This is a genomic window from Paraburkholderia phenazinium (assembly GCF_900100735.1).
Taxonomy (GTDB): domain Bacteria; phylum Pseudomonadota; class Gammaproteobacteria; order Burkholderiales; family Burkholderiaceae; genus Paraburkholderia; species Paraburkholderia phenazinia.
The window spans coordinates 1-17477 of sequence record NZ_FNCJ01000036.1 but is presented as its reverse complement, the minus strand read 5'-3'; the positions used below and the strand labels follow the sequence as shown (position 1 = coordinate 17477).

12 protein-coding genes are annotated in these 17477 nt (G+C 62.8%); 5 read left to right on the top strand and 7 right to left on the bottom strand.

Translation table 11 applies throughout. From position 1 onward, the window contains the following. The first annotated feature begins 475 nt into the window (after positions 1 to 475). Entirely contained in the window at positions 476 to 1630 is a 1155-nt protein-coding gene (locus BLQ92_RS38105) for a porin (RefSeq protein WP_090695905.1), read from the top strand. Between the two features lie 125 nt (positions 1631 to 1755). Here the strand turns inward: BLQ92_RS38105 and BLQ92_RS38100 are convergent, their stop codons facing one another. The 4 genes from BLQ92_RS38100 to BLQ92_RS38085 all read right to left on the bottom strand — a co-directional run bounded on the left by BLQ92_RS38100 (position 1756) and on the right by BLQ92_RS38085 (position 5602). Beyond that, the gene (locus BLQ92_RS38100; RefSeq protein WP_175772477.1) at positions 1756 to 3570 is read right to left on the bottom strand and encodes a flotillin family protein; all 1815 of its coding nucleotides are present in this window, start codon (positions 3568 to 3570) and stop codon (positions 1756 to 1758) included. 90 nt (positions 3571 to 3660) lie between these two features. Continuing rightward, positions 3661 to 4317, bottom strand: coding sequence for an OB-fold-containig protein (locus BLQ92_RS38095; protein ID WP_090695904.1), 657 nt, complete (start codon positions 4315 to 4317; stop codon positions 3661 to 3663). Positions 4318 to 4348: 31 nt separating this feature from the next. Then, positions 4349 to 5047, bottom strand: coding sequence for a PspA/IM30 family protein (locus BLQ92_RS38090; protein ID WP_090695903.1), 699 nt, complete (start codon positions 5045 to 5047; stop codon positions 4349 to 4351). Between the two features lie 60 nt (positions 5048 to 5107). After that, the gene (locus BLQ92_RS38085; protein WP_090695902.1) at positions 5108 to 5602 is read right to left on the bottom strand and encodes a hypothetical protein; all 495 of its coding nucleotides are present in this window, start codon (positions 5600 to 5602) and stop codon (positions 5108 to 5110) included. Between the two features lie 700 nt (positions 5603 to 6302). Here BLQ92_RS38085 and BLQ92_RS38080 point away from each other — a divergent pair. The 4 genes from BLQ92_RS38080 to BLQ92_RS38060 all read left to right on the top strand — a co-directional run bounded on the left by BLQ92_RS38080 (position 6303) and on the right by BLQ92_RS38060 (position 12882). Next, positions 6303 to 9131 (top strand): xanthine dehydrogenase family protein molybdopterin-binding subunit, encoded by a 2829-nt coding sequence (locus tag BLQ92_RS38080; protein WP_090695901.1) that lies wholly within the window; start codon positions 6303 to 6305, stop codon positions 9129 to 9131. Positions 9132 to 9160: 29 nt separating this feature from the next. Next, complete coding sequence (locus BLQ92_RS38075) at positions 9161 to 9856, top strand: (2Fe-2S)-binding protein (protein WP_090695926.1); 696 nt, start codon at positions 9161 to 9163, stop codon at positions 9854 to 9856. Beyond that, positions 9853 to 11136, top strand: coding sequence for a c-type cytochrome (locus BLQ92_RS38070; RefSeq protein ID WP_090695900.1), 1284 nt, complete (start codon positions 9853 to 9855; stop codon positions 11134 to 11136). The genes BLQ92_RS38075 and BLQ92_RS38070 overlap by 4 nt, the downstream gene beginning before the upstream one ends. A gap of 822 nt (positions 11137 to 11958) precedes the next feature. Beyond that, positions 11959 to 12882: a peptidoglycan DD-metalloendopeptidase family protein gene (locus BLQ92_RS38060; protein WP_244106248.1), complete on the top strand. Its 924-nt coding sequence runs from the start codon at positions 11959 to 11961 to the stop codon at positions 12880 to 12882. Between the two features lie 162 nt (positions 12883 to 13044). Here BLQ92_RS38060 and prpF read toward each other — a convergent pair whose 3' ends face one another. From prpF to BLQ92_RS38045, 3 genes are all read right to left on the bottom strand, one after another. Continuing rightward, on the bottom strand, positions 13045 to 14235 hold the full coding sequence (gene prpF, locus BLQ92_RS38055; RefSeq protein WP_090695898.1) for a 2-methylaconitate cis-trans isomerase PrpF: 1191 nt from the start codon (positions 14233 to 14235) through the stop codon (positions 13045 to 13047). A 97-nt stretch (positions 14236 to 14332) separates the two neighbouring features. Next, entirely contained in the window at positions 14333 to 16930 is a 2598-nt protein-coding gene (gene acnD, locus BLQ92_RS38050) for a Fe/S-dependent 2-methylisocitrate dehydratase AcnD (protein WP_090695897.1), read from the bottom strand. 90 nt (positions 16931 to 17020) lie between these two features. Continuing rightward, positions 17021 to 17477 (bottom strand): citrate/2-methylcitrate synthase (locus BLQ92_RS38045; RefSeq protein WP_280517456.1); only part of this gene is annotated, 457 nt, incomplete at its 5' end.

The window sequence follows — 17477 nt, the reverse complement described above, 5'->3', positions numbered from 1 at the left end:
CGGCGGCGCGTTGCCGTATGAGCGAACTGACCGATTGTTCGCGGAGCAGTAAAAGCAGACCCGCGGCAGCGAAGCGAGTTCGGCCGGCAGGGCGACATTTCTTTCGGAATTATTTCATGTAATTACGAAAAGGTGTGCGCCAAGGGGGCATGACGCGGGTTGACGGATTGCCGCAGACCGTCCGTGCAAGGGCTGCGGGGCGGCCCGGCGATGGGCATTCACCCAGATCACCGCTGTGTTACGCCAAGCGCTAACTGTCAAATTGCGCAATATGGGAATGCACGCGCGTGGGCATTTAGCAACGATTTGCGAGGGCCTAACTTGTCCCGATGGACGGCCTACTATCGGTGTGCAAGCATCGTTTTCACCACTCGTGATCGTTAGAGCCCAAATGTAGTTAATGCTGAAAAAACAAGAAGAGCTTTCTCAAAGTTGGCTAGCCCTTGGCTAATGACTAGAGATTCGGGAGATCTTCATGAAAAAGAACATGATCGCGTTGGCTGTGAGCGCAGCCTTCGCTCTGCCTGTGTTTGCACAGAGCAGCATCACGCTGTACGGGGTGATCGACGAGGGGATCAACTACACCAGCAATGCGGGCGACAAGTCCGCCTACCAGCTAGAGAGCGGCTACGCGCAAGGCAGCCGCTGGGGCCTCAAGGGTTCCGAAGATCTCGGCAGCGGCCTGAAAGCGATCTTCGACCTCGAAAACGGTTTCGATGTGAACAGCGGGGCGCTCGGACAGGGTGGGCGCATGTTCGGCCGTCAGGCGTTTGTCGGTTTGACGGCGGCCAACTACGGCACGGTGACGCTTGGCCGGCAGTACGACTCGGTGGTCGACTATCTCGCGCAGGCCACGGCTAACGGCAACTGGGGCGGCTACCTCCTTTCGCACCCCTACGACAACGACAACACCGACAACTCGTTTCGCGTCAACAACACGATCAAATACGCGAGCCCCGACTTTGCGGGCCTGCAGTTCGGCGGCACCTACAGTTTCAGCAACGACACCAACTTCGCCAACAACCGGCAGTACAGCCTGGGCGGCCAGTACACGAACGGCGGCTTGCTGGTGACCGGCGCTTACCTGCAGGCCGATAATCCCGGCCTGACGACCAACGGCGCGATTGCGACCGATGACGCCAATTTTATCTCCGAGCGGCTGCGTATTTTCGGCGGCGGGGTCAACTACACGTTCGGCGCGGCGACGCTTGGCTTCGTCTATACGAACACGAACGTCGGCGAACCGGCCGCGACCGATACCTCGGCGTATGTCGGTTCGATCACAGCTCCCAACGGCGGCTCGGTGACGGCGATCAAGTTCCAGAACTTCGAGGTGAACGGCAAGTATCAGTTCACGCCGGCCTTCTTCGTAGGCGTGCAGTATGTCTATACCGCGGCCACCATGGATGCTACCTCGGGCAATGAAAACCCGAAATATCACACGTTCGGGCTGATGGCCGACTACAACCTGTCCAAGCGCACGGACTTCTACTTCCAGGCGGCGTATCAGAAGGTGGCCGGCGACAAGACCGATACTGTGCTCGATGACGCTTATATCCCGGGATCGGCCGGCGCGTCGTCATCGTCGAACCAGTTCGCGGTGCGCGCGGCGATCCGTCACAAGTTCTGAATGAACGGCGCCTTCGTCAAGTCGCGTTGCACCGCGCGGCATGGAAAGGCAAATGGCCTCGTGAACCTTTGGGTTCACGAGGCCATTTTGCGTTCAGACGAGGACGCTGGTTCGACTTAGCGCTATTAGCGCGGGCCGTAGCCGCGCTCGTGGTCGGCGGCGCCGTTGGCCGGCGTGCCGGTCAGCGCGTGGGGCGCTTCGGCGTGCTGCGTGATAGCCGGCGTTGCCGGGTGAGTTGCTGATTCAACCGCCGCTGCAGCCGCGCCCGTCGCCGCCAGGCCCGGAACCAGTCCTTGCAACGAACCGCCGGAAAGGCCGACTTCGTTGAGCAACGAGTCGATCAGCGGGGCGTGCGCGCGATAGGCGAGGGCCGCGGACATGGCCTGCTCGGCGAGGTTCGTGCCGTTGTGACCGGAACCGCCACCCGCACCGCCATCCACACCGTTGCTGCCGGCGCCGTTGCGATTGAGACCGTCGACCTGAATGATCTTGATGCCGTCGATCGCCTTCATCGGCTCGACCGTCTGCTGGATTACGCCCGGCAGCGCCTGCAACAGCGCCAGCTTGAACTTGAGGCTGGTCTGGTCGGACGACAGCGCGTTGATGGCGTCGTTGAGCGCCCGTTGCGCCTCGGCCTCGGCGAGCCCCTTCTTGCGGGCTGCTTCGGCCAGCTCGACGATCGCGGTGGCCTGCATCTGCGCCGCCTCGCGTTCGGCACGCGCCTGGGTGGTCACGTGCACGGCGGCGGTTTCGGCCTGCTGGGCGGCCTCGATCAGCGCGACCTGTTTGGAGCGATCGGCTTCCGCGGTGCGGCGAGTGGTTTCCACCAACTGCTCGGCTTTCACCGCTTCAGCAAGCGCCTCGTTGGCGCGCGCCTGAGCCTGCGATTGCGCTTCCGATTTCGAGGCAATCACAATTGCCTTGTCCTGGGCGGCGATTTCGGTGACCTTGGCCTGTTCGATCGCGGCCATCTGCGTCACCTTGGTCTGCTCGATCTCCTTCACGCGCACTTCGCGCTCGGCTTCCACCTTGCGCGTGCGCACCGCCTGTTCACGCTGGATTTCCGATTCCTGCACCTGACGCTCCGCGGCAATCCGGCTTTGCTCGGCTTCCTGGTGGCGCTCGGCTTCATAGGCGGCGATCCGCGCGCTCTGTTCGGCCGTGCGGGTCTTCACCTGCTGTTCCTGCTCGAGCTTCATGAACGATTCCTGCTGCTCGATGGCCAGTTTCTTGGCGAGCGCATCGCGGTTTTTCTCGCGCACCGATACTTCGGTATCCTGCTCGACTTCGTTGCGCTCCTTGCGGCGGCGCTCGGTTTCCTGAGTGAGCTTGGTCAGGCCTTCGGCGTCGAACGCGTTGTTCGGGTCGAAGAATTCCTTCGAGGTCTGATTGAAGTTGGTCAGCGACACGCTTTCCAGTTCCAGACCGTTCTTGGTCAGGTCTTCGGCAACGGTGTTCTGCACGCCCTGAACGAAGTTCTCGCGGGCGTCCTGCAGGTCCTGCATGGTCATCTGCGCGGCGGTGGAGCGCAGCGCGTCGACGAACTTGTCGTCGACCAGCGCGCGCAGGTCTTCCGGCGCGTTCGTACGCTGGCCGAGCGTTTGCGCGGCGGTGGCGACGCCTTCCGCAGTGGGCTTCACGCGTACGAAAAACGCCACCACCACGTCGACGCGCATGCGATCCTTGGTAATCAGGCTGTCGCGCGAGGAGCGGCTGACTTCGAGCTTCAAGGTGTTCATGTTGATGGGGACGACCTCATGAAACACCGGCAGCACGACCGCGCCGCCGCTCATGATGACCTTCTGCCCACCGAGGCCGGTACGCACAAAAGCCCGCTCCGCCGATGCGCGCACGTAGAGCCGCGCAAAGATCAGGCCGATCACCGACAAACCTATCACCACTGCGAGACCGGTGGCACCCCAGAAAAATATGGCATCCATGTTGTTCCTCAACTCCCATGAAATGAAACGGCATGACAAAACTACGGGCGCCGCGCATTGGTTGCGCCGGCGACCCTGCAGGTGAACCCGCTACAGCAGATCCGGACGTGGATTGGCGATCGCGCGATACAGCGATCCGGAGACACGTGAGACGATCAGCACAGTCGAGCCACGCGCAAAACGCACCTCGGCGTCGTCCGGTTCGATGCGCAAGTAGTGCGGCTGACCGTATTCGTCGACGAGCCGCGCTTCGGCAGGATTGCCAGGCGATGCCTCGCCCGTGACGATCTGGGCAGTACGGCCGATAAAATCCTCTTCCGACAGTGCCGACGTTTCGTTTTGCGGCAGATAGCGGCCCGCGAGCCCGCCGGTTTGCCGCACGAACGGCAGTGCGCCCAACGCAGCGATGACGGCCGCCACGGCTGGCGGCAGCATGAAGCCCGCAAGCGCATGGAGCAGCGATTGCAGCAGCAAGCCGACAATCGCGAAGCCGAGCAGGAACAGAATCAGCAGGATCAGGAGCGGCACGCGGCCGAGATGCAGCCAGCCCAGCACCTGGCCGACGACGCCGGTATCGGCCCCCGTGCCCGAGTGGTCGATGCCGAAGTGGCTGACGAGCATACTGCCGGCGTGTTCGGTGACGCTCAGGCCGAACAGCAGCGTGACGCCTTCGAGCGCGCCGATGGCGATCATCAGGCCGATCGCGGCTACAAAGGGGGCATTCCCCGGTAGCAGAAGCGGAGTCATTGTTGTTTTTTTCCCCGAATGAATGGGTAGGTCAGGAGTTTTCGCCGACCGGTCTGTCGCTCGCCGCTTTCAGACGCGCGACGCGTTCGCTGATGCGCTGTTCCTTGTGCATCGTCTCGAGACGCCTCAGCAAGGAAGGATCGGCACTGCCCGCGCTGGTATGCAAGCCCGCGAGGCCAGTGGCGCCCGTCATGGTGCGATTGAAACCTTGCTCGAGTTGTTCGGCACGAATCCCGGCCGCGGCACCCGAGACGCCGTCGACGCTGCTCGCGCGCTGCGCCACGTTGCGCGCGGCGATCATTTCGGCGAGCGCCTGCTCCATCTCGGCGCGTTTCGCGCGCAGGCCGAGCAGGTCCGATTCGGCCGCACTGGCATGTTCGATGGCTTCCTGCAGCGCCTGGTTGAGCGTGCCGAGCTGGTCCTCCAGATCGATCTGACGTTCGGCGCCGGCATGCGTGGCCGCCTCGTCGCCTTGCGCGAGGGCCGTGGCGATAAGCTCGTTCAGGCGTTCGATTTCATTGTTGACGCGGGTGATGGCCTTGGTGGCCTGATGCCGCGCGGCTTCGTGCCGGCCCAGTTCGATGCGCGCCTGGGCAAGGACTTCGTCGAATTCGCGCAGGTATTGTTCCAGTACGGCTTGCGGTGTACGGCTTTCGAGCGAACTGACCAGCGCATGCACGTTGGCCGTGAGCAAACGCTTGACGCGGTTACCCAGACTTTCTGTCGTCATGATGCTAACTCCTGGAGGGTACGAAAGGGTGCTGCTGCGATGAGGTGCACGGTTGACCCGTCAGGCGGGCGGTCGCGCCAGCTGGATAAGCTGGGCGAGCTCCTGCAACTCCGCCACATAAGGATTCAAGACCGTAGGGTCGTAGGTGGGCGGCCGTTGCGTGACGGTGAGCCGCAATAGGCCTAGCAACATGCGCATGGCCTTGGCGGTGAGGCGTGCCTCGATCTCGCGCGCCACCTCGGCGACGCGTTTGCCTTCCGGCAACGCGGTGACGAGGCTTGCCATCAGCTCCGGCAATTGGGTGGCCAGCAGCGTGACGATTTCGGAGTGGCTGTGCGTAGCGTGCTCATAGGCCTGGGTGGCCTCGAGCAACGGTCGCACCTGCTCACGCAGCAACGCCACGCAACTGACGAAATCGTTCTCGCCGTTGGCGCGGCGCTGGGCGTCCGCGATCAACGCGCGGATCTTGTCGCTCGGGCTGGTGGCGCCTTGCAATTGCAGGCTCGACAGCCACGCGAGGTCATCTTCGGGAATGCGCACGGATACGGTTTGCATGACACAGCACCTGTTTCGGATTCGCTGAAAGTCAGCATAGTACAAATGTATGCATTTGTACACGTTTGCAATTGAAAGTTGTGAGGCAGCGGGTTGGGGTGGATGTTCCGCCGGATCGGAACGGTCGCTCAGGCCCGTCTGGCGGCATTTATGCGTGGCTCATTGCGAGCTGATCTTCGCGCTGCTTGCGTCGGTCAGGTTGCTGTTGAGCTTTGGAATATTACAATATAATTGCGAATTGGCCTTGACAATAGAACGTGGTTGATCCGAGGGGCGCGATGCGAAGCACACACGTCAATCAGTACCCCAAAATATCCCGCTCTATATCAAATTCGTTATCTGATCTATATAGGACAAAAAGTTACGCTTTTCCTGTCTAACAGCGCGATAATCGCGCGGTTTGCCCGTTGGTAGGGCAGGGATTTGGCAGTTTCAGGACGTTCAAGGGCAGTTCAAGCAGAGTTCGCGCGCGGTACAGAACTCATCAGATCGACTGCGGCGGTGCCGGTGTTCCGGCCGTCGCACGTCGCCGGTACGCCCGGACCCACGTGGCCGGGATCGCTTGATTTCCGATGTTGTCTGGCGTCGACGGCTTGCGCCTCCCGTGCAAGCCCGCTCGCGTGCGTCGGCTGGCGCCGGACTCGCGCGCTACCGTGCGTCCCCCTGAAGTTGCCGTTGTCGTTCACTAAAGGAGAAGTCCATGGGGAAACTCGACCTTTCGCGTCGCAGTTTTCTGAAGGCCAGCGTGATTGCGGGTGTCTCGGTGTATCTCGCGCCGATAGGCAGCCGTGCGTTCGCTGCGTTGTTCGAAGAGAAGATTCTGACGCCAGTCCAATGGGACGCGGCCAATGGGCAGGCCAAATTCCGCATCGACGGCATCGCCAAGGTGACCGGTGCGAAAGTGTTCGCACGCGACATCCGCGCAGCCGACATGCCGCATTGGCCGAACCAGCAGGCCCACGCTTTCATTCTGCGCACCACCCAGGCCGACCGCCTCTACGAAGGCTTCGACCTGACACTGCTCGGCGACGAACTGAAGCCGGACCGTATCGTCACCGCCGACGATCTGACGCGCGACGGCCTGATTTTCCCCGCCTTCTATGGCGACGACATGCTGCTGCCGCCAGGCAAGACGCCCGCGTATCTGGGCCAGGCGGTGGCGATCCTGATCTATCACGACTTCGCGCGCTTCCGCTTTGCCAAGGACAAGCTCAAGTTCCATGACGAGATCATTCGCTACGGCGCCGAGACCGGCCCGCTCGAACGCGATCCGTGGGGCACGTTCCGCTTCGTGCGGGTGGGCGGCAAGACGCCTTATGACGACGACACGTTCTCGAGTCTGAAAGACGCGCCGGTGTTCCCGAGCATGATGCGCAAGCACCAGCCGGTCTGGCCGGACGGCAAGGAGCACGGCAAGCTCGACGAGCAGGGCATGTTCTACGCTGGACAGATCCAGCAGGAACTCGATCAGCCGTCGGCGGACTGGCTCGTGATGGAACGCGAGTACAACACGCAGTCGATCGATACCGCGGCGCTCGAGCCCGACAACGCGAACTGCTGGTATGACGCGGCGACGCAATCGCTGCATATGGTGGTGCCGACCCAGGCGCCGCTGGAAGTCGTGGAAAGCGCGGCCGGCATGGTCGCGAAGTGCGCGTTTCCGGTGAAGAACCTGTTCGTACACCCGTGCTACACGGTCGGTTACGGCTCGAAGGATCACTTCAACGTGCCGTTCTATGGCCTCGTCACCGCCATGTACGCGGACGGCCGTCCGGTGCGCCTCGCCAACGATCGCTATGAGCAGTTCCAGACTTCGCTCAAACGGCACGCGTTCAAGATGAACTACCGGATCGCTGTGGACCGCAAAACCGGTCTGCTGCAATCGTTCAAGGCCGCGATGGAAGCGAACGGCGGCGGCCGCTGCAACTTCTCGCCTTCGGTGGCGATGGTCGGTGCAACCGCGGCGCAGTCGATCTACTACTTTCCGAAGAACGACCTGTCGGCGGTCGCCATCGCTTCGCGGGCGATCGACGCCGGCTCCGCGCGCGGCTACGGCACGCTGCAGAGCATGGCGGCCACCGAGATGATGATCGACGAAATCGCCGCACAACTCGGCGTCGATCCGATCGATTTTCGCCTGAAGAACGCGTTGCGTTCGGGCATGAAAAACACCCAGGGTGCGGTACCGGCCGGGGCGATTCGCGTTGACGACGTCTTGCAGAAGGCCAAGGCCCATCCGCTGTGGGTGAACCGGGCCAGCAAGAAGCTTGCATTCGAAGCGGCGCATCCGGGCCAGCGCTATGGCGTTGGTTTCGCCTGCGTGCAAAAGGACTTCGGCACGGGCGCGGAGACCTCGCTGGCGAAGGTCGAATTCACTGCCGACGGCAAGATCAGCCTGCATCACACGGCCGCCGAAATCGGCACCGGCATGTCGACCTCGCAGGCGATCGCCGTCGCGAAGTGGCTCGGCAAGCCGGCCACCGAGGTGCGTGTCGCCGTCACCGACTGGCCCGACCTGCCGGTCGTCACGAGCGGCGATCCGTACATGATGTCGCAGTCCGATCAGGACAAGCTGTCGGCCAATCCGCGCTGGTCGCCCGGTTACGCGTCGCCGTCGAGTGCGACCAACTCCGCGTTCTATTTCACCCACAGCACGCGCGAGGCTGCGCGGGTGGTCTTCACCCACGGGCTATGGCCGGCGGCGATGGCGATCTGGAGCCAGGGGATCGGCGGCGGCCAGGCCGCGCCGTTGACGGTGCGCATCGAGGACGCGCGCTGGGTCGAAGGCAAGCTGTCGGCGGCGGGGCTCGAAGCGCTGCCGTTCGAACAGCTCGCGAAGAAGGCGCACGAGCTCGGACTCGTGACGGGCGCAGCGGTGCACGTGTTCAATCGCTGGCAGTGGGCAGAAGCGGAGTTCGAGATCGACGGCAGCGTCGAGCGTCTGCCGCTCGATGGCCTCTCGCTGCGCTATGGCGACAACGCCAGCGCCGACAAGAAGAAGCTGCAAAGCACACCGAATCAATACCGTGTGCTCGATCGCCAGCGAGTGTTCATTCCGCCGGTGCAACGTAACAACGCAGCGGTTACGTATTACAGCGCGGTTGGCACGTTGGTCGAACTCGCGGTGCACGAAGCAACCGGCAAGGTCGAATTGCTCACGCATCACTCGATCATGGAGTGCGGTAACCAGATTGCACCGCAGCTCGTGTCGGGGCAATTGCAGGGCGGCCTCGCCATGGGCATCGGCCATGCGCTGCATGAGTATCTGCCGCTCTATGAAGATGGCCCCGGCAACGGTACGTGGAACTTCAACCGCTACCAGTTGCCGCGCGCCAAGGACGTCGCCGTCTGGACCCAGACTGGCGAAGTGCTGCCACCGTTGACCGAAACCGATCCGCCCAAGGGTATCGCCGAAGTGGTGATGATCCCGGTGGTCGGCGCGATCGTGAACGGCATCGCACACGCGATCGGCCACCGTTTTACTGACCTTCCGGTCACCCCGCAAAAAATTCAGGAGGTGCTCGCATGACGGCCCCTAATCAAACTTCCGGTTCGGTGATGGGCGCCGTGCCGGCCTCTGGTAGTGCTGCGAAGGCAGCGAGTGCAGCGGCAGCTTCGGGCGGCGCAGCAAGTGCTGGCGCGGCATCGGCATCGGTGTCCTCGGCTAACGCCGCCAGCACAACGGTCGTGGAACGGCCTTTGACGCACTTCAAAGCACAACCAGTATCGCTGAAAGTTAACGGCCGCGAAGTCGGCCCGCTGCAAGTGCCAGCCGGTCTGATGATGATCGACCTGTTGCACGAATACCTTGACCTGACCGGTTCGCGGCTCGGCTGCGGGCAGGGCATCTGTCACGCTTGCGTGGTGATTCTCGACAAGCCGGACGGCACCAGCGAGGAAATCCGCACCTGTATTACCGGCGCGAATTTCTTCGACGGCAAGTCGATTCGCACCATCGAAGGCCACGCGCAGCGCGACGAGCATGGCGAAGTGGTGGCCCTTTCACCGATCCAGCAGAAGTTTCTCGAGCACTTCAGTTTTCAGTGCGGCTACTGTACGCCGGGGTTCGTCAATGCCGCGACGGTGCTGATCGAGCGCCTGAAGCGTCAGCCGGTTGCGAAAGACAAGGTGGAAGAAACCATCACCGAGGCGTTGAACGATCATATCTGCCGCTGCACGGGGTATGTGCGCTACTACGAGGCAGTCAAGGAGGTGGTGCTGACGATGCCGGGCCTCGTAAAGGACGCCGCATGACGAGCCGATTCCAAACCTCGCTAACCCTGCGTCGCATTGCACTGGTGTTGAGCGTCGCGCTGCTGTCGTCGTGCGGCCAGCAGCACGACGACACCTCGGCTGCGGCGCTGACCGTTTCGCCTGCCAACACGCCGGCCGACCTGCAAAATGCTGCGGCGGACCAGCTTGCGCGTGGCCGTTATCTGGTCAAGGCCGCCGACTGCGCCGCCTGCCACACCAGCGCGGACGGTGCGCCGTTCGCCGGTGGCGTCGAGCTCGCCTCGCCGTTCGGCACGTTCTACGGCACGAATATCACGCCCGATAAAGACCATGGCATCGGCAAGTGGAGCGCCGGCGACTTCTACAAGGCGCTGCACGACGGCGTGACGCCAGACGGCCAACTGTACCCGGCGATGCCCTACACGTCGTACCGGCAGATCTCACGCGCCGATAGCGACGCGATGTACGCGTGGCTGATGGCGCAGAAGCCGGCTGCCGTGCCGAACCGCGAGCCGAAACTGTCGTTCCCGTTCAACATGCGTTTTGCCGTGCGCTTCTGGGACATGCTGTTCCTCAAGGATGCACTGCCGGATGCATCGAAGGGGGCGTCGGCCGACTGGAATCGTGGACGCTATCTGGTCAGCGCGCTCGGTCATTGTGCCGAGTGTCACACCTCGCGCGGCACGTTCGGTCAGCTCGATCACGCGTTGCCGCTTGGCGGCGGTGCGCTCGGCCGGGTGGTCGCACCGGACATCACGCCGAAAGGACTCGCGGCGCGCGGCTGGACGGCGGTCGATCTGCAGACCTTCTTTGCCAGCGGGATTGCGCCGCAAGGTTCGGCCTTCAGCGAGATGTACCCGGTTGTCCATCTGAGCAGCCAGTACCTGAGTCACGACGATCTGCGCGCCATGACCACCTATCTGCTCGGCGACCAGCCGCCGGCTCCCGAGCCGCTGCAGTCGGTGTCGGCAGACGCGGCGCAACTGGCGGCCGGCCGCAACGTCTATCTGGCCGTGTGCGCGGGCTGTCATGGCCGCGACGGCGAGGGCAAGCCGCACGTCGCCGTGCCGATGCACGGCAATTCCACCGTGCGGCAAAGCGATCCGCACAACCTGATCGTGGCGATGCTCGACGGTATCGGCGCGCAGGATTTCCCGGGGCTGGAACGCATGCAGGAGATGCCGGGTTTCGCGGGCCAACTGAGTGATGCGGAACTGGCGCAACTGGCCAGCTATCTGCGGGCGACCTGGGGCGGTCAACCCGCTAACGTAACCGCAGATGCTGTGAAGGCGCTGCGGTAGGCGAAGCAACAGACGTTCGACGTTTGGAAAACAAACGGCCGGCACCTTGAACAAGGGCCGGCCGTTTTTTTACCCGGTGCTACTCCGGTGCATACCCCAGCTCTCGCTGGTGGCGAATGGACAACAGCAAAACGTGCGTGTCCGAATGCGCGTACAAAGCCACGTACGCTGAGCCGTTCTTCGTCAGAATTTTCTCGGTGCCTGCGACCACCTCCACCGCCAGCTCCGTTAGCCGTGAGCAGGCGTCGCTAATCGGTACCACATCATGGGTTCGGAATGACATAACTGGATCCTGTGCAGAATTCGTTAACGTCAATCTGCAAATATTCGTACGACAAGTCAAGCCGACCCGACAGGATGTTGCAATCGCAACATTTCGCACGAACAGGACGAGTTACCGTTCCCGCGATTCCCACGTTGACGTTCGTCACTGATTGCTGATCGCGCCACTGCGTTCTCAGCATCCACGCCCGAATTCAAGTTTTTTTGACAATTTGCCGTTAAAGAAAACGTTATCGCGGGTCAAACCCTCCGATACCGATCGTAAGGATTTGTATCAGTCTGTTCGGACGGCTCGTTTTTTGTCCGAGGCATTTTACAATTCCGCTTGAATTTTAATCGTCTATCTGGCCCTTTTTGCGGTAGAACGCCTCATTTTTGAGATATTTGCCGCACAAGCGTTGGGTGGCAGGCAGGGTACGGGTGATAGCTGCAACGAGGCGGCTCTCCCGGGTCGCGAGATCGCAGCGCTTCGCACGAATGCGCGCATCGGATGCGACGCGGGAACACTCGGACTCGTCAAGAACAAGGCAGGAGTCGAATTTGTCAAGAAGTCGTTTCGACAAAACCATGATGGCCAGCGTCGCTGGCGTCTGGGTCGCATTGGCGATGAGCGGTTGTGTGAATCAGACGCAGCCGGGTCAGCAGGCGGACGGGGCAGCCTCCGGGGGGGCGGCGGCAACGGCTGCAGCGTCGGATGCGGCGGCAACGGCGTCCTTACAGGCGTCGGCGGCGGTTAGCGCGGCCAAGTTGAAGGCCGCGCAGCCGCTCGTGTATCGCGTCAGGCGTGGCGACACGCTGAGCCACATCGCGCAGCATCATCACTGTAGTGTCAAGGAATTGCTGGCGTGGAACCACCTGAAACCGTCCACGCGCCTTAAGTTGGGGCAGGTGCTGCATGTCGCCTCGCCCGAAGCGGTGAAGGAAGCCAGCGCGGCGGCGGCTGCCGCAGTCGCTGCTCAGGCTGCCACGGCTGCAGCAACTGCGGCTGCGGCCTCGGCCACCTCCACAGCTTCAACCCCTCCAACCGACGCTCCCGCACCCAGTACTGCGCAAACGCGCCAGGTCGACGCCGAGGTGTCGCGTCACGCCAAGCGCGTCGTGCTGGCGTGGCCCGCTCAGGGCAACGTCGTCGAGGGGTTCCAGCCGGGCGAGACACGCGGCATCGAGATCGGCGGCAAGCCGGGCGATCCGGTGCGTGCAGCCGCAGACGGCAAGGTCATGTATGCGGGGACGGGGCTGAACGAATATGGCAGCCTGATCATCGTCCAGCACAACAAGGACTTTCTGACCGCGTATTCGCACAACCGCAAACTGTTGGTGAAAACCGGCGATATCGTGCGGCAAGGGCAGGAAATCGCGGAGATGGGCGACGAAAGCAACTCGCGCGTCTCGGTGTTGTTCGAGGTACGCCGCGACGGCAAGCCGGTCGATCCGATGCCGTATCTGCCTGCCAAGCAAGGTTGAGTCTGCGAGCAGGGTGAGGCGACGGCGGCTGCCGTGCCGGCGGTCGCCTTGCGGAGGGCTTGTTGCAGAGGGTCGACGCTTTCGCTCGATTTCAGGTTTGCATAAAGCACGAGCCCCGGCGTTTGACCCGCCGGGGCTCGTGCTTCGTCACATGCTTTGGTCTTAGAACGTATCGCCTGGCACCCGCACCCAGCCTTCCATCAGCACGCGCGCGCTACGGCTCATGATGGCCTTCTTGACGACCCATTCGCCATCCACCTTGCTGGCTTCTGCGCCGACGCGCAGCGTGCCGGACGGATGGCCGAAGCGCACCGCCTGGCGTTCGCCACCACCCGCAGCGAGATTCACCAGCGTGCCCGGAATCGCGGCCGCCGTGCCGATGGCCACCGCAGCGGTGCCCATCATCGCGTGGTGCAGCTTGCCCATCGACATCGCCCGCACCAACAGGTCGACATCGCCAGCCGCAACCTGTTTGCCGCTAGACGCCGCATACCCCGCGGGCTTCGCGACAAACGCGACCTTCGGCGTATGCTGCCGCGTTGCGATTTCGTCGATATTCGTGATCAGGCCCATGCGCAAAGCGCCGTGTGCGCGAATCGTCTCGAACTTCGCTAGCGCCTTGTCGTCGCTGTTGATCGCGTCCTGCAGTTCGGTGCCTTTATAACCAATCGCCTCGGCGTCGACGAAAATCGTCGGAATCCCCGCATTGATCATGGTGGCCTTCAAAGTGCCGACGCCCGGTACTTCCAGGTCGTCGATCAGATTGCCGGTGGGGAACATCGCGCCGCCCGCGCCGTCTTCTTCGGCGGCCGGGTCCATGAACTCGAGCTGCACTTCGGCGGCGGGGAAGGTCACACCGTCCAGTTCGAAGTCGCCGGTCTCCTGCACGGCGCCATTCGTGATGGGTACGTGGCCGATGATGGTCTTGCCGATATTGGCTTGCCAGATCCGCACGGTGGCCACACCGTTGTGCGGAATACGGCTCGGATCCACCAACCCAGCGCTGATCGCAAACGGTCCCACTGCGGCGGAGAGATTGCCGCAATTGCCGCTCCAGTCGACAAACGCCTTGTCGATCGACACCTGACCAAACAGGTAGTCGACGTCGTGGTCGGGCTTGCTGCTTTTGGCGATGATGACGGTCTTGCTCGTGCTCGACGTGGCGCCACCCATGCCGTCAATCTGTTTGCCGTACGGGTCCGGGCTGCCGATCACGCGCAGCAGCAGCGCATCGCGCGCCGCGCCCGGCACTTGGGCCGCTTCGGGCAAATCCTGCAGGCGGAAGAACACGCCTTTGCTGGTGCCGCCGCGCATGTAAGTGGCGGGAATCTTGATCTGGGGTACGTGTGCCATTGCGTAGTTGTCCTGTTAAGACGCGGGCGGTACGTCGCCGCACCGCCCGCGTATCAAACTCGACGCACGCGTTGCTGTGCGTCGGTGTTGCTGGCCATCAAGCTGCCGCTTGCGACGATTCGAGGAAGTCCTGCGCAAAGCGCTGCAGCACGCCACCGGCTTCGTAGATCGACACTTCTTCGGCCGTGTCGAGACGGCAGGTCACCGGCACTTCCACGCGCTCGCCGCTCTTGCGATGGATCACCAGCGTGAGGTCGGTGCGCGGCTTGCGCTCGCCGATCACATCGAAGGTTTCGGTGCCGTCGATGCCAAGCGTCAGACGGTTCACACCCGGCTTGAACTCCAGCGGCAGCACGCCCATGCCCACCAGGTTGGTGCGGTGGATGCGCTCGAAGCCTTCGGCGACGATCGCTTCAGCACCGGCCAGACGCACGCCCTTGGCGGCCCAGTCGCGCGACGAGCCCTGGCCGTAGTCGGCCCCGGCAATCACGATCAGTGGCTGCTTGCGTTCCATGTAGGTTTCGATTGCTTCCCACATGCGCGTGACCTTGCCCTCGGGCTCGATACGAGCCAAAGAACCGGCCTTCACCTTGCCGTCTTCCAGCACCATTTCGTTCTTCAACGTCGGGTTGGCGAAGGTGGCGCGCTGTGCGGTCAGGTGATCGCCGCGGTGGGTCGCGTACGAGTTGAAGTCTTCCTCCGGCAAGCCCATTTTCGCCAGATACTCGCCCGAGGCGCTATCCGGCAGGATGGCGTTGGACGGGGAGAGGTGGTCGGTGGTGATGTTGTCGCCGAGCACCGCGAGCGGGCGCATGTCCTTGAGCGTGCGCTCGCCGGCCAGCGCGCCTTCCCAGTACGGCGGGCGGCGGATATACGTGCTCATCGGACGCCAGTCGTAGAGCGGATTGGCGCGTTCGCCGGCGTCGGCCGTGACCGCGAACATCGGTTCGTACACCTTGCGGAATTGCTCCGGTTTCACACTTGAGGCAACGACCGCGTCGATTTCCTCGTCGGACGGCCAGATATCCTTGAGCATCACCGGATTGCCGGCGGCGTCGGTGCCCAGCACATCCTTCTCGATGTCGAAGCGGATCGTGCCGGCAATTGCGTAAGCTACCACCAGCGGCGGCGAGGCGAGGAAGGCCTGCTTCGCATACGGGTGGATCCGGCCGTCGAAGTTGCGGTTGCCGGAGAGCACGGCAGTCGCGTACAGGTCGCGTTCGACGACTTCCTTCTGGATCACCGGGTCCAGCGCACCGGACATGCCGTTACACGAGGTACATGCATAAGCGACCACGCCAAAGCCGAGCTGCTCCAGTTCCGGCAGCAGCTTCGCTTCTTCCAGGTACAAGGTGACGGCTTTCGATCCCGGCGCGAGCGAGCTCTTGACCCACGGCTTGCGGGTCAGGCCGCGCTGGTTGGCGTTGCGCGCAAGCAGCGCCGCAGCAATCATATTGCGCGGGTTGTTGGTGTTGGTGCAGCTCGTGATGGCGGCGATGATCACCGCGCCGTCGGGCATCAGCCCCGGTTCGTTCTCAACCTTGCCGCTGATGCCACGCGCAGCGAGTTCCGACACCGGCAAACGACGATGCGGGTTCGACGGGCCAGCGAGCGTACGCACCACGGTCGAGAGGTCGAACTTCAGCACGCGCTCGTACTGCGCGTTCTTCAGGCTCTCTGCCCACAGGCCGGTTTCCTTCGCATACGTCTCCACCAGTTTGACGAGTTCGTCGTCGCGGCCAGTGAGCTTGAGATACTTGATGGTCTGCTCGTCGATGTAGAACATCGCGGCCGTCGCGCCGAACTCAGGCGCCATATTGGCGATGGTGGCGCGGTCGCCGAGCGTCAGGTTCGCGGTGCCTTCGCCGTAGAACTCCAGGTAGGCGCCGACGACCTTTTCCTTGCGCAGGAATTCCGTCAACGACAACACCACGTCCGTCGCCGTAATCCCCGGACCGGGCTTGCCGGTGAGTTCGACGCCGACGATATCCGGCAGACGCATATACGATGCGCGTCCCAGCATCACGCTTTCCGCTTCGAGGCCGCCCACGCCGATCGCGATCACGCCGAGTGCATCCACCATCGGTGTATGCGAATCGGTGCCGACCAGCGTATCCGGAAACGCCACGCCGTCTTTCACCTGAACGACCGGGCTCATCCGCTCCAGGTTGATCTGGTGCAGGATGCCGTTGCCCGGCGGGATCACATCGACGTTCTTGAACGCCTTCTTGGTCCAGTTGATGAAGTCGAAGCGGTCTTCGTTGCGCCGGTCTTCAATCGCGCGATTCTTGTCGAACGCGTCCGGATCGAAGCCACCGCACTCGACGGCGAGCGAGTGGTCCACCACCAGTTGCGTCGGCACGACCGGATTGACCATCGCCGGATCGCCGCCTTGTGCGGCAATCGCGTCACGCAGGCCGGCGAGGTCGACGAGTGCCGTCTGGCCCAGAATATCGTGGCAGACCACGCGCGCCGGGAACCACGGGAAGTCGAGGTCGCGCTTGCGTTCGATGATCTGCTTGAGCGAAGCGTTCAGCGACACCGCGTCGCAACGGCGCACGAGGTTTTCGGCCAGCACGCGCGAGGTGTACGGCAGCGTGTCGTAGGCGCCCGGCTGGATCGCCTCGACCGCGGCGCGCGTGTCGAAGAAGTCCAGCTTGGTGCCTGGCAGGGGTTTGCGGTTTGCAGTGTTCATACCGTTGGGGGGGAATAAGAATGTGGTGCATGAGGGACAACCGCCGGACGTCACCGGCAATTATCCCCCTTTCCCGATCAGCGTTTCGGATCAGCGTTTCGCGAGCGGCACGAACTTCAGGTTGTCCGGACCGGTGTAATTCGCGCTCGGCCGGATGATCTTGTTGTCGATGCGTTGCTCGATGATGTGCGCGCTCCAGCCCGCCGTACGGGCGATCACGAAGAGCGGCGTGAACATCGCCGTCGGCACGCCCATCATGTGGTACGACACCGCGCTGAACCAGTCCAGGTTCGGGAACATCTTCTTGACGTCCCACATCACGGTCTCGAGCCGCTCGGCGATGTCGAACAGCTTCGTGCTGCCGGCTTCCTTCGAGAGCTTCTTCGCCACTTCCTTGATCACCTTGTTGCGCGGGTCGGAGATCGTGTACACCGGGTGGCCGAAGCCGATCACGACTTCCTTGGCCTCGACGCGGCGACGGATGTCCGCTTCGGCCTGGTCGGGGCTCGTGTAGCGCGACTGGATTTCAAATGCCACCTCGTTCGCG

What these genes read in the sequence shown, in the direction of transcription:
- BLQ92_RS38070 (WP_090695900.1), top strand. Translation starts at nt 9,853, where the DNA reads ATGACGAGCCGATTCCAAACCTCGCTAACCCTGCGTCGCATTGCACTG.
- BLQ92_RS38095 (WP_090695904.1), bottom strand. Translation starts at nt 4,317, where the DNA reads ATGACTCCGCTTCTGCTACCGGGGAATGCCCCCTTTGTAGCCGCGATC.
- BLQ92_RS38090 (WP_090695903.1), bottom strand. Translation starts at nt 5,047, where the DNA reads ATGACGACAGAAAGTCTGGGTAACCGCGTCAAGCGTTTGCTCACGGCC.
- BLQ92_RS38080 (WP_090695901.1), top strand. Translation starts at nt 6,303, where the DNA reads ATGGGGAAACTCGACCTTTCGCGTCGCAGTTTTCTGAAGGCCAGCGTG.
- BLQ92_RS38105 (WP_090695905.1), top strand. Translation starts at nt 476, where the DNA reads ATGAAAAAGAACATGATCGCGTTGGCTGTGAGCGCAGCCTTCGCTCTG.
- prpF (WP_090695898.1), bottom strand. Translation starts at nt 14,235, where the DNA reads ATGGCACACGTACCCCAGATCAAGATTCCCGCCACTTACATGCGCGGC.
- BLQ92_RS38100 (WP_175772477.1), bottom strand. Translation starts at nt 3,570, where the DNA reads ATGGATGCCATATTTTTCTGGGGTGCCACCGGTCTCGCAGTGGTGATA.
- acnD (WP_090695897.1), bottom strand. Translation starts at nt 16,930, where the DNA reads ATGAACACTGCAAACCGCAAACCCCTGCCAGGCACCAAGCTGGACTTC.
- BLQ92_RS38085 (WP_090695902.1), bottom strand. Translation starts at nt 5,602, where the DNA reads ATGCAAACCGTATCCGTGCGCATTCCCGAAGATGACCTCGCGTGGCTG.
- BLQ92_RS38075 (WP_090695926.1), top strand. Translation starts at nt 9,161, where the DNA reads ATGGGCGCCGTGCCGGCCTCTGGTAGTGCTGCGAAGGCAGCGAGTGCA.